Below are 13,802 nucleotides of genomic sequence, written 5' to 3'. Positions count from 1 at the left end.
TAAGAATTCGTTACGACTAGCGAAATTGCGCGAGGAACCGCAAGTCGTTGTCGAAGAACAGACGCAAGTCGTTCACGCCGTAACGGAGCATGGCCAGACGCTCGACGCCCATGCCGAAGGCAAAACCGGAGAACTCTTCCGGATCGATGCCGGACATACGCAGCACGTTCGGGTGAACCATGCCGCAGCCCATCACTTCCAGCCAGCCGGTCTGCTTGCAGACGCGGCAGCCTTTACCGCTGCACATCACGCACTCCATATCGACTTCAGCGGATGGCTCGGTGAACGGGAAGTACGAAGGACGGAAACGTACGGCCAGCTCTTTTTCGAAGAACACCCGCAGGAATTCTTCGATGGTGCCTTTGAGATCGGCAAAATTGATGTCGCGATCAACCAGCAGGCCTTCGACCTGGTGGAACATCGGCGAGTGGGTAATATCGGAGTCGCTGCGATACACGCGGCCTGGGCAGACGATGCGGATCGGCGGCTGCTTCGATTCCATGGTGCGGACCTGTACCGGCGAGGTATGGGTGCGCAGCAGCATGTTGGCGTTGAAATAGAAGGTGTCATGCATCGACCGGGCCGGGTGATGGCCTGGGATGTTGAGCGCTTCGAAGTTGTGATAGTCATCTTCAACCTCAGGGCCTTCGGCAATGCCGTAACCGATGCGGGTGAAGAACTGCTCCACACGTTCCAGAGTCCGGGTCACCGGATGCAGACCACCGGAGGTCTGGCCACGGCCCGGCAATGTCACGTCAATGGATTCGGCAGACAGTTTGGCAGCCAGTTCGGCTTCTTCAAACACAGCCATGCGCGCATTGAGAACGCCTGTAACACGTTCCTTGGCAACGTTGATCAGCGCACCGACTTGCGGACGCTCTTCTGCCGGCAAATTCCCCAGGGTCTTCATCACCTGAGTCAATTCACCCTTTTTGCCAAGGTATTGAACCCGGATTTGCTCCAGGGCATTGATATCTTCAGCGCTTTGCACAGCCTCTAGTGCTTGAGAGACCAGCGCATCCAGGTTTTCCATGTACAGACTCCAGATACAAAATAGGGGAAGAGCTTGAAGGCTCTTCCCCTATTTAAGACGTTTACCACCTGGCCCCACGGAAGTGAGGCCGGGTGATTGTCGGGGGTACTTAAGCCAAGGTGGCTTTAGCTTTCTCGACAATCGCAGCAAACACCGCTTTTTCGTTCACTGCCAGATCAGCCAGAACCTTACGGTCGATCTCGATGGACGCTTTTTTCAGGCCAGCGATGAAACGGCTGTAGGACAGACCGTTAACACGAGCACCAGCGTTGATACGAGCGATCCACAGAGCGCGGAACTGACGTTTTTTCTGACGACGGTCACGGTAGGCGTATTGGCCTGCCTTGATTACCGCTTGCTTGGCAACACGGAATACGCGGGAGCGTGCGCCGTAGTAGCCTTTAGCAAGTTTCAGAATTTTTTTGTGACGCTTACGGGCAATGACGCCACGCTTTACACGAGCCATGAGTTACTTCCTCTATTCTTGACTAAAATTAACGAAGGCGCAGCATGCGCTCGACTTTTGCCACGTCAGACGGATGCAGCAAGCTGCTACCGCGCAGTTGACGCTTACGCTTGGTCGACATTTTAGTCAGGATGTGGCTCTTGAAAGCGTGCTTGTGCTTGATACCGTTAGCAGTTTTCAGAAACCGCTTAGCAGCACCACTTTTGGTTTTCATTTTTGGCATGTTCGGATACTCCGCATTCAGTTGATAAACATAATCAGAAGGCCTGCCGTGCCCTGTTGATTACTTCTTCTTTTTCGGGGCGATGACCATGATCAGCTGGCGTCCTTCCATCTTAGGATGCTGTTCGACCGAACCGTACTCGAGCAGGTCAGCTTCAACCCGCTTGAGGAGTTCCATCCCCAGCTCCTGGTGGGCCATCTCACGGCCGCGGAATCGCAAGGATACCTTGGCCCTGTCCCCATCACTCAGGAAACGTACCAGGTTGCGCAGTTTTACCTGGTAATCCCCTTCCTCCGTCCCTGGACGAAACTTGATTTCTTTTACCTGAATCTGCTTCTGGTTCTTCTTCGCCGCGGCAACCTGCTTCTTCTTTTCGAAGATCGATTTGCCGTAATCCATCACACGGCAAACCGGTGGGATTGCGTCTGCGGAGATTTCTACCAGATCAAGCTTTGCTTCTTCAGCAATACGAAGCGCTTCATCAATCGAGACGATGCCAATCTGCTCGCCATCAGCGCCAATTAACCGAACCTCGCGTGCCGAGATATTCTCGTTGATCGGGGCTTTCGGTGCAGCTCGTTTATCTTGTCTCATTTCACGCTTAATAATAATTACTCCGAATCTGGGCGACCACGCCGGGAAACCGCTTGCGCGAGAAACTCAGCGAACTGGGCGACGGGCATCGAGCCCAGGTCAGCACCTTCACGAGTACGCACAGCGACAGTCTGCATCTCGACTTCCTTATCTCCGATAACCAAAAGATAGGGAACCTTGAGCAAAGTATGCTCGCGGATTTTAAAGCCGATCTTTTCATTTCTCAAGTCGGACTTGGCACGAAATCCGCTTTCGTTGAGAGTTTTTTCAACTTCTGCAACAAAATCTGCCTGCTTATCAGTGATATTCATGATCACCGCCTGGGTTGGCGCGAGCCAGGCAGGGAACGCACCTTCGTAGTGCTCGATCAGAATCCCGACGAAACGCTCGAAGGAACCGAGGATCGCACGGTGCAACATCACTGGGTGTTTGCGGCTGTTGTCTTCAGAGACGTATTCAGCGCCCAAACGGACAGGCAGGTTAAAATCGAGCTGCAGAGTACCACATTGCCAGACCCGACCAAGGCAGTCTTTCAGCGAGAATTCGATCTTCGGACCGTAGAAAGCACCCTCACCCGGCTGCAGATCGTACGGCAGGCCCGCAGAATCAAGGGCTGCAGCCAGTGCGGCTTCAGCGCGATCCCACAGCTCATCGGAACCGACGCGTTTTTCCGGACGAGTGGACAGTTTCATCTCGACATCGGTAAAGCCGAAGTCGCGGTACACGTCCATGGTCAGCTTGATGAATGCTGCGGATTCGGCCTGCATCTGCTCTTCGGTGCAGAAGATGTGGGCGTCGTCCTGAGTGAAAGCACGTACGCGCATGATCCCGTGCAGCGCACCCGACGGCTCGTTACGGTGGCAGGCGCCGAACTCGGCCAGACGCATCGGCAGCTCGCGGTAGCTTTTCAGGCCTTGATTGAACACCTGCACGTGGCACGGGCAGTTCATCGGCTTGATGGCGTAGTCGCGGTTTTCCGACTGCGTGGTGAACATGTTGTCGGCGTAGTTGGCCCAGTGCCCGGATTTCTCCCACAGACTGCGGTCAACGACTTGAGGGGTCTTGATTTCAAGGTAGCCGTTATCGCGCTGAATCTTGCGCATGTACTGCTCGAGCACCTGGTACAGAGTCCAGCCGTTCGGGTGCCAGAACACCATGCCCGGGGATTCTTCCTGAGTGTGGAACAGACCAAGACGCTTGCCGATCTTGCGGTGATCGCGCTTTTCAGCTTCTTCGATGCGCTGGATGTAAGCCGCCAGCTGCTTCTTGTCTGCCCAAGCGGTGCCGTAAACGCGCTGCAATTGCTCGTTCTTGGCGTCGCCGCGCCAGTAGGCACCCGACAGTTTGGTCAGCTTGAAGGATTTCAGGAAGCGGGTGTTCGGCACATGCGGACCGCGGCACATGTCGACGTATTCTTCGTGATAGTACAGACCCATGGCCTGCTCGTTCGGCATGTCCTCGACCAGGCGCAACTTGTAGTCTTCGCCACGGGCCTTGAACACTTCGATCACTTCGGCGCGCGGAGTGACTTTCTTGATGACGTCGTAATCTTTTTCGATCAGCTGCTGCATGCGCTGTTCGATAGCGGCCATGTCGTCCGGAGTGAAAGGACGTTCGAAGGCGATGTCGTAATAGAAGCCTTCGTCGATGACCGGCCCGATGACCATTTTCGCTGTCGGGTACAGCTGCTTGACCGCATGCCCCACCAAGTGAGCGCAAGAGTGGCGAATGATCTCCAGCCCCTCTTCATCCTTAGGCGTGATGATTTGCAGGGTCGCGTCGCTGCTGATGATGTCGCTGGCGTCGACCAGTTGACCATTGACCTTGCCGGCCAGAGTGGCTTTGGCCAGACCGGCACCAATGGATGCGGCGACCTCGGCTACGGAAACCGGGTGATCGAATGAACGTTGACTGCCGTCGGGAAGAGTAATAGTTGGCATGGCGCCTCCTCTCCTAGTGGTGACCCCTACCAAAGGTCACGTGGGTTGGGATGAGCCAGTACAAGATCCGATCCAGGCCATTCAATGACGAACGCCTGCCTTACAGCGGCAGGAGCCTTGCGGCCAACCGGAAAACCGAACCAGAGTGACTGGGATTCAAATCGAAATATTCGCACGTTGACCGCTGCCGGGACTGAAGGTCATCGGAGCCTGAGAACGCTTGAGCCCGGCATGCTAGCACAGATGAGCGGTCACTTATGCCTCTGTTTGAACAGAAGGCAAATCGTCTGTTTTTATGCCAGAGTGCTGAACTTGATTGGCCTTTCAGCCCTCAGATAACAAGACATTGACCCACAAGGAGCATCCTCGCATGCGTCTGAATACCCTGTTCGCCGTAGTCGCCCCCCTCGTTATGCTGCTGCCGCTGAGCGCCCACGCCGATTGGCCGAAGGGCGAGCGCGAGAAGTACATGGCGCAGTGCACCCAGGCGGCTACTCCGCAAATTGGTGCCGCCGCGGCCAAATCGCACTGCGCTTGTGGGGCTGATGCCATCAAGTCCTATCCTGCTGCTGACATTCAGGCCCTGATGGACAACAAGGCCTCCCCTGAATTGCAACAGAAAGCGTTGGGCCAAATTGCCAAATGCAAAGCAAATACCCCGGCTAAAAAGTGATCAAAAAGGTCTTTTGAATCGGCTCAGCGCCTCTAAAAAGGGCTGAATTTGAGCCTTTTCAAACCATTTATGCAGGTTTTACAGGTTTTTTTATTGTCTTTACGTTCTGCTAAAAGCCTTGTAAACCGGGGCTTTCAGCCGAACAAGGCAGTAAAGAAAACACGACTGATTGGCAAACAGCACGTCCGGGGGGCTACCAAAGCGAACATTTCGACTATGATATCCGGGTGTGCCCAGTTGGCCTGAGCAGCACAGTACTGAAAAATATATGTTTCTTGGAGATACACCATGTCTAATCGCCAAACCGGCACCGTTAAGTGGTTCAACGATGAAAAAGGCTTCGGCTTCATCACTCCTCAAGGTGGCGGTGACGACCTGTTCGTACACTTCAAAGCTATCGAATCCGACGGTTTCAAAAGCCTGAAAGAAGGCCAGACCGTCTCCTTCGTGGCTGAGAAAGGCCAAAAGGGTATGCAAGCTGCACAGGTTCGCCCAGAGTAATTTCTCGGCGCACTAAAAAAACCCCGTCCATGTGACGGGGTTTTTTATGCCTGCAACAAAAGGGCTGCCTGATTAGCCGCAGTTGACGCGAGTAATCACCAGATTGTTGTCGGTGTTCAGATTCAAGCGATCAGAGCGGTACTCGAGCGTGATCATGTCGTTCGGCTTGAGGAAGCGGGCATTTTGCGCCCCGGCTTTGTTGCGTGCCTGCTCCAGCAACTCTGGCGAAGCTTTCTTGCCGATGGCGAACTCCGCCGCCGTTGCTTCACAGCGGCTGTGACCGGCTTCGGTCGCCGCAGATTCCTTTGCCGACTCGCTGGAGGTCGTGCTGCAACCGGCCAACATGGCAGCGGCCATAAGTGCACCCAGTGTCGCGAACTTCAAAGGCATGAAGCCTCCTTGTTTTCAAAATGGTTAAGCTGAGATCGTGCGACCGCCGTTCCGGCATTTGGTTTCACGGCCAAGGCCATCACCCTGTCCCACGATTGGAAAAACGCCGAGTGTGCCTGAGCGGCATGCGTCACTTCATCAATCAATCGTGACTGAATATTAACGGCGCTCAGTAGACGTCAATGTAGTCATACGGCGGATTCGGCCAGTTATCCTTCAGCGCGTTGAAAATCTGCATCACCCACACCTCGTCACTGGCCGCGACATTGCCCACGTAGCCCGAACCCTTGGCCCAGGTTTCCAGGCGAAACAGCAGGCCGTCGATATCCTGCCCACCGGTAACGCCGGAAGAAATGTAAGCGATACCGCCCTTGGTCACGCGCAGCTGCGTGTGTTCGTCATCACTGGCTGAGGCAAGCAACTGGCGCACTGCGTCGAGCGTGAGGCCGTCAGGGGTGTTCAAATCGATCTGCACAGCACGATCCTTGAAAAGCCTTAAAAGACCAAGTGTCGCATAGCGCTCCGCTCATGCCTAAGTCGCAGTGCCAAATGCCCGACAAAATGGTTAACTCGAATCCTGGATCTTCCGACTTTTCGAGCGCTCTCATGACCACCATCAGCATCGACGCCGCCATTAATGCCAAATGGGCAGACGGACACAGCTCTTACAGCCCAGGAACCACCGAGGAGCTTGCGCTGATTGGTATCGATCTATTGGTCAAAGAGTTGGGCACGGAAGCGGCCAAGCAATTCATCAAGCAGATTTTCGAACGCTACCCGACCGAACAAGCCGAGAGCCCTGAGAGGGTGTAAAACCCGCAGGCTGGCACCTGCGGGCGCATGATTTACTTCAGACGCTTCAAACGCTCGGTCAGCAAGTCAAAGAAACCCTGAGCATCGCCATTTTCAACCCAGAAGGCGTTCTTGGGTGCCTTCAGGCCGTCGTACCAATCGACAATGGTCTGGCCGAAAGTCGGCCCTTCGCGGCTATCAACAACGACATTCACCGAACGGCCGGTGAACAGCTCCGGCTTGAGCAAGTAAGCCACGACAGTCGCGTCATGCACCGGGCCACCCGGAATACCGTAGTGCTCCATGTCGCCCTTGATGTACTCGTTGAGAATGTCGCCGACAATCTTGCTCGCGTTATTGTTCAGCGCAGCGATCTGCTTCAGGCGCGCGTCACTGGTGAGAATCTTGTGGGTCACGTCCAGCGGCAGGTAAGTCAGTTTCACGCCGCTTTTCAGCACGACTTCAGCCGCTTGCGGGTCAGCAAACAGGTTGAATTCGGCCACCGGAGTGATGTTGCCACCGTTGAAGTGCGCACCACCCATGATCACCACTTCCTTGATGCCCTGAACGATTTCAGGCTCCTGGATCAGCGCCAGCGCCAGGTTGGTCTGCGGACCGAGCATGGCGATAGTAATGCTGTGCGGCTTGGCTTTTTTCAGCGTATCGATCAGGTAGTTGACCGCATTGCCTTCAGCCAGACCCTTTTTCGGTTCGTGCACAGTGACACCCGACAGGCCTTCCTTGCCATGGATGTTCTCGGCGTAGATAGGGGTGCGCATCAGCGGCTTCGGCGCACCGGCATAAACCGGTACGTCCTCGCGCCCTGCCCACTCGCGCGCCAGTCGTGCGTTACGCGAGGTCTTGTCGAGACGCACGTTGCCGGCCACGGTGGTCAGCGCGCGAATACTCAGTTCGTCCGGCGAGGCCAGCGCGAACAGCAAAGCGACTACGTCGTCGGCCCCCGGGTCGGTGTCGATGATCAGGTCGATTTTTTCCGCCGCGTGAGCGCCGGTGGCAGAGATAAAGGACAAAAGCAGCAGGCTCCGGAGCAGTTGGTGCAGTTTCTGAGCATAGCGTTGCATGGCGCATTCCTTGTGCTTGTGAAATCAAAAGTTAAAAGGTGACCCCAGCGACCAGCACGATGTTGCAGTACGGCTGACATTCGCCTGTACGAACAATCGCCCGAGCCTGTCGGCTGAGCACCTTGAATTGCTCATGACTGAGCAGATCGCGACGCCCCAAAGCGCCCTCTTCATGCAACTCGCCCAGCGCAGTCAGTGCGGTCGGTTGCTTGTCGAAGATTTCTTTGGCCAACGCATGGCTTTCCACCTGCATCTCGCTGAGCACGACTTTCAGGGTGCTGACGAAATCCGGCACACCGTGGGTCAGCGCCAGATCAATCAACTCAACACCTGGCGGCACTGGCAGCCCGGCATCACCAATGACCACCATGTCGCCATGGCCCAGGGATGCGATCAGCCGCGACAGTGCGACGTTAAGCAGAGGAGTCTTTTTCATGCGGGTTTAAAGGCCTGTACGTCGGATTGAGTTGGAATGGACGGTTGCGCACCGGCGCGGGTTACCGACAGCGCGGCGGCAATCTGTCCGTAGCGAATCGCCTGGGCCTCGGACTTGCCATTGGCCAGCGCCGCCGCAAAGCCACCGACAAAAGTGTCTCCGGCGGCAGTGGTGTCGACAGCCTTCACTTTCGGCGCCGCGAAATGCTCAAAGCGCTGGCCATTGGCGAACAGCGAACCTTGAGCACCGAGGGTAATGATGACTTTCCCCGCCCCCATGGTGATCAATTGGCTGGCGGCACTTTCTGCGCTTTCCAGCGAGTCCACTGGCAATCCGCTCAACACGGTCGCTTCGCTCTCGTTGGGGATCAGGTAATCGACTGCGGCAAACCAGTCTGCCGGCAGTGCACGACTGGCCGGTGCCGGATTGAGAATGACGATTTTACCCAGTGCGCGCGCACGTTTGAGCGCATGTCCCACTGTGGCATCGGGAATTTCGAGCTGGCAGATGATCACGTCGGCGGCTTGCAGTACTGCGTCAAATTGATCGATCACAGCGGGCGTCATTGCTCCGTTGGCACCAGCGACGATGACAATGGCGTTCTGACTGTTGTCATCGACCACGATCAGCGCAACGCCGCTGGAGTCATTGACTGTACTCACTGCCTGACAATCGATCTGCTCGGCCAACAAGGCATTACGCAATTGCACGCCATAGTCGTCATTGCCAACGCAACCGACCATCGCCACCTGCGCCCCTAACCGCGCCGCGGCCACTGCCTGATTGGCGCCCTTGCCACCGGAAACCGTGGCAAAGGAATGACCGATCAGCGTTTCACCGCCTACCGGAAGCCGCGGCGCCCGGGTCACCAGATCCATGTTCAGGCTGCCTATTACCACTACATTTGCTGGCATACATCATTACTCGTCAATTCGGTTTCAGCGGTATTCGGTGAACACGCCGGACAACGGTGCGGTCGATTCGCGCAAGACAATACTCGGGGTCACGATTCGCTGATCAGTGCCCAGGTTCGGCGTAGCGATCCTGCGCAACAGTACTTCGGCGGCCATCTCTCCCAACTGCAGGATCGATTGCCCCACGGTGGTAAGTGCCGGATACACGTAACGACTCATCTGGATATCGTCGAAGCCGATCACCGACAGCTCGCTCGGCACGCGAACATTTCGCTCCGCCGCCGCACGCAGCACGCCGATACCGATCATGTCGTTACCGGCGAAGATCGCGCTCGGCGGATTGCTTTCAAGCAGCGTCGCCGCCGCGTTGTACCCGCCAGTACTGGTGAAATCACTTTCCAGCATGCGCTCCGGGCGGACTTCAACGCCCGCCTCTTTCAGCGCACGGCAATATCCCGCCAGACGCATCTGCGCCACGCTGGTACTGGCCGGACCGCCGATGGTGGCAATGTCGCGGTGACCCAATTCCAGCAAGTGCCGGGTTGCCAGGTAAGCGCCGTACTCGTGATCGATGCGCACCAGATCCGCGTCGACACCGTCCAGACCACGGTCGACGATAACCATCGGCGTTTTCACGCCAGCCAGCCCTTGCGCCAGACCGCTGTCACCGCCAGCAGAAGCAACGATCAGACCGTCGATGCGCTTCTCCAGCAATACGCGTAAATAGCTGCGCTGCTTGTCAGGGTTATCGTCGGAGTTGCAGAGGATCACGCAGTAGCCATTACGCTCGCAATAATCCTCGATGCCCCGCGCCAGTTCCGCAAAGTACGGGTTGAGACTGTTCGGCACCAGCAGGCCGATGGTTGCAGTGGTCTTGGCCTTCAGCGAGCGCGCCACCGCGCTCGGCACATAGTCGAGGCTTTTGATCGCAGCCTCGACTTTCAGCCGCACTTCCTGACTGACCGGCCGGGTGTTGTTCACCACATGCGACACCGTCGTGTAGGAAATCCCCGCGAGGGCTGCCACGTCCTTGATCGTTGCCATGTCTTAGCCCCGGCGACTGGCGCGCTGACTGCGATAAGTGTCGAGCACCACCGCGATCACGATAACGGCGCCGGTAATGATTCGTTTGGTCGGTTCGGTTGCACCGATCTGCGCCAGACCCGCCGCCAGTACCGAGATGATCAATACGCCAAAGAACGTGCTGATCACTGAACCGCGTCCGCCCATCAGGCTGGTACCACCGATCACCACCGCGGCGATCACTTGCAGCTCCAGACCGGAACCGGCATTCGGGTCAGCAGCTTCCAGACGAGAAATCTGAAACAGCGCGGCGACACCGGCCAGCAGGCCCATCAGGCTGAATACCAGAATCTTGTAGGGTTTCGGATTGATCCCCGCCAGACGCACCGCCTCTTCGTTGGTGCCGATGCCGATCAGGTAGCGACCGAATACGGTGCGGGTCAAAACCGCTTGAGCAATGATGATCACCAGCAAGGCAATGATGAACGATGGCGAGATGCCGAACGCGATCGGGTTCGACAGCCAAGCGAACGAATCACCAATATACGCGGTGCGCGATCCGGTCATCTGATACGCCAGACCCCGAGCCATTTCCAGCACACCAAGAGAGACGATGAACGATGGAATCCGCCAGGCGACGGTGATCGACCCGGTGACCGTACCGGCCAAAGCCGCCACCGCCATACCGAGCAAGGCTGACGGCAAAACGCCCCAGCCCCAACCGAGAATGGCGACGCTGACCGTCGAAGCGGCCAGTGCCAGTACCGAACCCACCGAAAGGTCGATGCCGCCGATGATCAAGACGAAGGTCATGCCGACCGCCAGCACCATCAGATCAGGAATCTGATTGGCCAACGTGCTGAAGGTGTTATAGGACAGAAAGTGGCTGCTCAAGACCGAGAACAGCGCAATCATCGCCAGCAAGGCACCGGCCAGGCCCAGATAAGTGCCCAGACCATAGAAGTTGCCACTACGTTTGCCGGCAGGAGATGCAGTTTTCATGGGAGATCCCTAGGCGCCGCTTCATTGAGCAACGCATCACGTTTTTGGTAGCCGGCGAACGCGGCGGCAAGCAAATCATCCTGGGTCCAACTGTCACGTTCGAAGGTGTCGATCAAGCGCCCGGCCGACAGCACGCCGATGCGGTCGCAGATCAGCATCAGCTCACGCAGGTCACTGGACACCACCACCAACGCTTTGCCCTGGCGCGTCAGCTCGCCGAGCAGGGCATAAATGTCAAACTTGGCGCCGACGTCGATGCCGCGGGTCGGTTCGTCGAACAGCAGCACCGAACAGTCACGTTCCAGCCAGCGGCCAATCACGACCTTCTGCTGGTTGCCACCGGACAACTCTGAAACCAGTTGCGTCGGACTTGAACTGCGGATGCGCATGGCGTCGATCTGACGCTGCGCCAATGCGATCTCGTCGCCGTTGTTGACGACACCGCCACTGGAGATTTCCGGCATGTTGCCGAGCGCGATGTTGGCGCTGATCGACTGACTCAGCAGCAGTCCTTCACCCTTGCGATCCTCGGTGATCAACGCAATACCGTTGCGCACGGCATCGACTGGCGAGCGCACACTGACGACTTTGGCTGGCGAGCCGAGGGCAATGCTGCCGCTGTCGGCAATGTCTGCGCCGAAAATCAGTCGCAGCAACTCTGTGCGCCCTGCCCCGATCAATCCGGAAATCCCGAAGATCTCACCGGCACGGACTTCGAAGGAGACATCGCGCACTTTGTCGGAGCGAGTCAAACCCGTGACAGTCAGTGCCGGGGCACCGATCTTGCGCGGGCCCATGTCGATATGCTCGCCCAGTTCACGACCGACCATCAGCGTAACCAGTTGCTCGCTGTTGTAATTGGCCATCGGTTCGACACAGACCAGATTGCCGTCACGCAGCACGGCAATGCGCTGTGCGACGCGGGCCAGCTCTTCGAGGCGGTGGGAAATATAAATGATCGAAACGCCACGCGCCTGCAACCGGGTGATCTGCTCAAAGAGCATTTCGACTTCACGCGCCGTAAGCATCGCGGTCGGCTCATCGAGAATCAGCACATGGCAGTCGCCGATCAGGTTGCGGGCGATTTCGACCATCTGCTGATGCCCGATACCCAACTCGCCGACCAGCGTATCCGGATCGATCGCATCAAGACCGACTTGCGCCATGGCTTCGATCGCGGCTTTGCGCAACTGCTTGCGGCTGATCCAGCCACCGTTGCTCGGCAGGTTGTCGAGAAACAGGTTCTCCGCTACCGACAGGGTCGGCAACAGATTGAGTTCTTGCATGACCATACGCACGCCGAGGTCTTCAGCCTGGGTGCGACTGCCCGGTCGATAGTCCTTGCCCTGGAATTGCATCTGGCCGGTGGTCGGGGTGACCAGTCCGCCAATGATCTTCGACAGGGTACTTTTGCCGGCACCATTCTCGCCGGTCAGCGCCAGTACTTCACCGCGCATCAGCGTCAGATCGATGCCGGTGAGCACCGGTTGCGCATAGGTCTTACCGATACCGCTGACCGAGAGGACAGCGTTCGGGGCGGAAACTGACATAAAAACTCTCCATGCGCTCGCCCGGACGGACGAGCGCCGTTGTGTCGCCAGAAGACTTACTTGGTGACCAGCTCGACCGGGGTTTCGATCACGCCGTTGGCGCCGCTGTCGACTTTCTCGCCCTTGATGATTTTCAGCGCGGTTTCGATGCCGAACACAGCCTGCTTGGCAGCGAACTGGTCAGCCGTGGCCAGCACGCGGCCGTCCTTCAACATTGGCTTGATGGCATTGATGTTGTCGTAACCGACGACCTGTACCTGACCGGCTTTGCCCGCGGCACGCACTGCGGAAACGGCACCAACGGCCATGCTGTCGTTGCCGGCCAGCAGCGCTTTGACATCCGGGTATTCACTGAGGATCGAAGCGGCAACCTTGTTGCCCTTGTCGATTTCCCAGTCACCGGATTGCAGGGAAACGATCTTGATCTGCGCAGCATCCATCGCATCCTTGAAGCCAGCGGTACGTTGCTGAGCGTTGGTCGTGGTGGACACGCCTTCAATGATGCCCACTTCGTCACCGGCCTTGAGCTGCTTGGCCAGGTATTCACCGACCAGACGCGCGCCTTTACGGTTGTCCGGGCCTACGAAGGGCACGCTGATGTTTTTGCTTTTGACGATGGCCGGATCGAGCTGGTTGTCGATGTTGATCACGGTGATGCCGGCATCGACGGCTTTCTTGATCACCGGCACCATGGCCTTGGAATCAGATGGCGCGATCACCAGTGCATTGACCTTGGCCAGGATCATTTGCTCGACGATGCGGGTCTGGCCAGCAGTATCGGTTTCATCCTTGATGCCGTTGGAGATCAGGTCGAAATCGGCGGAGTGTTCTTTCTGGTAGGCCTTGGCGCCATCTTCCATGGTCAGGAAGAATTCGTTGGCCAGAGACTTCATGACCAGCGCGACTTTAGGTTTTTCGGCGGATTCGGCGAATGCCGAGGAGACAGGTAGTGCGGCGGCTGTGGCAGCCAGCATAGCGACAGCAAGAAGACGTCCAGCGAATGGCAGCTTCATGGGTTCACTCCGATCTTATGATTATTGTGAGCAACGTTTGCGCTGGCGTAAGCTACATCGCTCTCTTCCGGGCCATACAATGCCGGGAGAGCCGCGCAAACGTTTGCGTAGACCGAACTATGCGAATCCCGCCGACATTTGTCAACAATCAGAAATCGTCATTTATTGTA

At 57.0% G+C, this 13,802-nt stretch carries 17 protein-coding genes; 3 read left to right on the top strand and 14 right to left on the bottom strand.

Going from position 1 to position 13,802, the window contains the following annotated elements; all coding sequences use genetic code 11:
• Positions 1 to 16 precede the first annotated feature (16 nt).
• The 5 genes from pheS to thrS form a co-directional block, all read right to left on the bottom strand.
• Positions 17 to 1,033: a phenylalanine--tRNA ligase subunit alpha gene (gene pheS / locus ACRRSD_RS25355; RefSeq protein WP_127926600.1), complete on the bottom strand. Its 1,017-nt coding sequence runs from the start codon at positions 1,031 to 1,033 to the stop codon at positions 17 to 19.
• Positions 1,034 to 1,142: 109 nt separating this feature from the next.
• Entirely contained in the window at positions 1,143 to 1,499 is a 357-nt protein-coding gene (gene rplT / locus ACRRSD_RS25350; RefSeq protein WP_007913489.1) for a 50S ribosomal protein L20, read from the bottom strand.
• 28 nt (positions 1,500 to 1,527) lie between these two features.
• On the bottom strand, positions 1,528 to 1,722 hold the full coding sequence (gene rpmI / locus ACRRSD_RS25345) for a 50S ribosomal protein L35 (RefSeq protein WP_002553160.1): 195 nt from the start codon (positions 1,720 to 1,722) through the stop codon (positions 1,528 to 1,530).
• Between the two features lie 60 nt (positions 1,723 to 1,782).
• Positions 1,783 to 2,334: a translation initiation factor IF-3 gene (gene infC / locus ACRRSD_RS25340; RefSeq protein WP_171057393.1), complete on the bottom strand. Its 552-nt coding sequence runs from the start codon at positions 2,332 to 2,334 to the stop codon at positions 1,783 to 1,785.
• Positions 2,334 to 4,256 carry a threonine--tRNA ligase gene (thrS, locus tag ACRRSD_RS25335; protein WP_007913488.1) on the bottom strand — a complete coding sequence of 641 codons (1,923 nt, stop codon included), beginning with the start codon at positions 4,254 to 4,256 and terminating at the stop codon, positions 2,334 to 2,336. Before thrS ends, infC begins: the two co-directional genes overlap by 1 nt.
• 370 nt (positions 4,257 to 4,626) lie before the next feature.
• Between thrS and ACRRSD_RS25330 the strand changes: the two genes are divergently transcribed.
• Entirely contained in the window at positions 4,627 to 4,929 is a 303-nt protein-coding gene (locus ACRRSD_RS25330) for a hypothetical protein (protein WP_435035975.1), read from the top strand.
• 288 nt (positions 4,930 to 5,217) lie between these two features.
• Complete coding sequence (locus ACRRSD_RS25325) at positions 5,218 to 5,430, top strand: cold-shock protein (protein WP_003179963.1); 213 nt, start codon at positions 5,218 to 5,220, stop codon at positions 5,428 to 5,430.
• A gap of 72 nt (positions 5,431 to 5,502) precedes the next feature.
• On the opposite strand, the gene ACRRSD_RS25320 is transcribed toward ACRRSD_RS25325, so the two are convergent.
• Both ACRRSD_RS25320 and ACRRSD_RS25315 read right to left on the bottom strand, forming a co-directional pair.
• The gene (locus ACRRSD_RS25320) at positions 5,503 to 5,820 is read right to left on the bottom strand and encodes an I78 family peptidase inhibitor (protein ID WP_007913486.1); all 318 of its coding nucleotides are present in this window, start codon (positions 5,818 to 5,820) and stop codon (positions 5,503 to 5,505) included.
• A gap of 169 nt (positions 5,821 to 5,989) precedes the next feature.
• Entirely contained in the window at positions 5,990 to 6,295 is a 306-nt protein-coding gene (locus ACRRSD_RS25315) for a hypothetical protein (RefSeq protein WP_007913485.1), read from the bottom strand.
• A gap of 131 nt (positions 6,296 to 6,426) precedes the next feature.
• Between ACRRSD_RS25315 and ACRRSD_RS25310 the strand changes: the two genes are divergently transcribed.
• Positions 6,427 to 6,633: a hypothetical protein gene (locus ACRRSD_RS25310; RefSeq protein ID WP_435035973.1), complete on the top strand. Its 207-nt coding sequence runs from the start codon at positions 6,427 to 6,429 to the stop codon at positions 6,631 to 6,633.
• A 32-nt stretch (positions 6,634 to 6,665) separates the two neighbouring features.
• Here ACRRSD_RS25310 and ACRRSD_RS25305 read toward each other — a convergent pair whose 3' ends face one another.
• From ACRRSD_RS25305 to ACRRSD_RS25275, 7 genes are read right to left on the bottom strand one after another with little or no spacing between them, the layout of a single operon-like run.
• Positions 6,666 to 7,694 carry a nucleoside hydrolase gene (locus ACRRSD_RS25305; protein WP_435035972.1) on the bottom strand — a complete coding sequence of 343 codons (1,029 nt, stop codon included), beginning with the start codon at positions 7,692 to 7,694 and terminating at the stop codon, positions 6,666 to 6,668.
• A gap of 31 nt (positions 7,695 to 7,725) precedes the next feature.
• The gene (gene rbsD, locus ACRRSD_RS25300; RefSeq protein ID WP_435035970.1) at positions 7,726 to 8,130 is read right to left on the bottom strand and encodes a D-ribose pyranase; all 405 of its coding nucleotides are present in this window, start codon (positions 8,128 to 8,130) and stop codon (positions 7,726 to 7,728) included.
• On the bottom strand, positions 8,127 to 9,044 hold the full coding sequence (gene rbsK / locus ACRRSD_RS25295) for a ribokinase (protein ID WP_435035969.1): 918 nt from the start codon (positions 9,042 to 9,044) through the stop codon (positions 8,127 to 8,129). The genes rbsD and rbsK overlap by 4 nt, the downstream gene beginning before the upstream one ends.
• 24 nt (positions 9,045 to 9,068) lie before the next feature.
• Positions 9,069 to 10,088, bottom strand: coding sequence for a LacI family DNA-binding transcriptional regulator (locus tag ACRRSD_RS25290; RefSeq protein WP_435035967.1), 1,020 nt, complete (start codon positions 10,086 to 10,088; stop codon positions 9,069 to 9,071).
• A 3-nt stretch (positions 10,089 to 10,091) separates the two neighbouring features.
• Positions 10,092 to 11,069, bottom strand: coding sequence for an ABC transporter permease (locus ACRRSD_RS25285; RefSeq protein ID WP_077571945.1), 978 nt, complete (start codon positions 11,067 to 11,069; stop codon positions 10,092 to 10,094).
• Positions 11,066 to 12,619 (bottom strand): sugar ABC transporter ATP-binding protein, encoded by a 1,554-nt coding sequence (locus ACRRSD_RS25280; protein ID WP_435035965.1) that lies wholly within the window; start codon positions 12,617 to 12,619, stop codon positions 11,066 to 11,068. The genes ACRRSD_RS25285 and ACRRSD_RS25280 overlap by 4 nt, the downstream gene beginning before the upstream one ends.
• 56 nt (positions 12,620 to 12,675) lie before the next feature.
• Positions 12,676 to 13,632: a sugar ABC transporter substrate-binding protein gene (locus ACRRSD_RS25275; protein ID WP_016984936.1), complete on the bottom strand. Its 957-nt coding sequence runs from the start codon at positions 13,630 to 13,632 to the stop codon at positions 12,676 to 12,678.
• Positions 13,633 to 13,802 lie beyond the last annotated feature (170 nt).

Origin of the sequence: Pseudomonas neuropathica (assembly GCF_051174785.1) — a bacterium.
GTDB classification, from domain to species: domain Bacteria; phylum Pseudomonadota; class Gammaproteobacteria; order Pseudomonadales; family Pseudomonadaceae; genus Aquipseudomonas; species Aquipseudomonas neuropathica_A.
This window is presented reverse-complemented; position numbering and strand designations above follow the sequence as displayed.

Coding starts and splice junctions, on each gene's coding strand:
- ACRRSD_RS25280 (WP_435035965.1), bottom strand. CDS start 12,619: ATGTCAGTTTCCGCCCCGAACGCTGTCCTCTCGGTCAGCGGTATCGGT.
- ACRRSD_RS25275 (WP_016984936.1), bottom strand. CDS start 13,632: ATGAAGCTGCCATTCGCTGGACGTCTTCTTGCTGTCGCTATGCTGGCT.
- ACRRSD_RS25305 (WP_435035972.1), bottom strand. CDS start 7,694: ATGCAACGCTATGCTCAGAAACTGCACCAACTGCTCCGGAGCCTGCTG.
- rbsK (WP_435035969.1), bottom strand. CDS start 9,044: ATGCCAGCAAATGTAGTGGTAATAGGCAGCCTGAACATGGATCTGGTG.
- rbsD (WP_435035970.1), bottom strand. CDS start 8,130: ATGAAAAAGACTCCTCTGCTTAACGTCGCACTGTCGCGGCTGATCGCA.
- ACRRSD_RS25330 (WP_435035975.1), top strand. CDS start 4,627: ATGCGTCTGAATACCCTGTTCGCCGTAGTCGCCCCCCTCGTTATGCTG.
- ACRRSD_RS25290 (WP_435035967.1), bottom strand. CDS start 10,088: ATGGCAACGATCAAGGACGTGGCAGCCCTCGCGGGGATTTCCTACACG.
- pheS (WP_127926600.1), bottom strand. CDS start 1,033: ATGGAAAACCTGGATGCGCTGGTCTCTCAAGCACTAGAGGCTGTGCAA.
- rplT (WP_007913489.1), bottom strand. CDS start 1,499: ATGGCTCGTGTAAAGCGTGGCGTCATTGCCCGTAAGCGTCACAAAAAA.
- rpmI (WP_002553160.1), bottom strand. CDS start 1,722: ATGCCAAAAATGAAAACCAAAAGTGGTGCTGCTAAGCGGTTTCTGAAA.
- thrS (WP_007913488.1), bottom strand. CDS start 4,256: ATGCCAACTATTACTCTTCCCGACGGCAGTCAACGTTCATTCGATCAC.
- ACRRSD_RS25320 (WP_007913486.1), bottom strand. CDS start 5,820: ATGCCTTTGAAGTTCGCGACACTGGGTGCACTTATGGCCGCTGCCATG.
- ACRRSD_RS25310 (WP_435035973.1), top strand. CDS start 6,427: ATGACCACCATCAGCATCGACGCCGCCATTAATGCCAAATGGGCAGAC.
- ACRRSD_RS25285 (WP_077571945.1), bottom strand. CDS start 11,069: ATGAAAACTGCATCTCCTGCCGGCAAACGTAGTGGCAACTTCTATGGT.
- ACRRSD_RS25325 (WP_003179963.1), top strand. CDS start 5,218: ATGTCTAATCGCCAAACCGGCACCGTTAAGTGGTTCAACGATGAAAAA.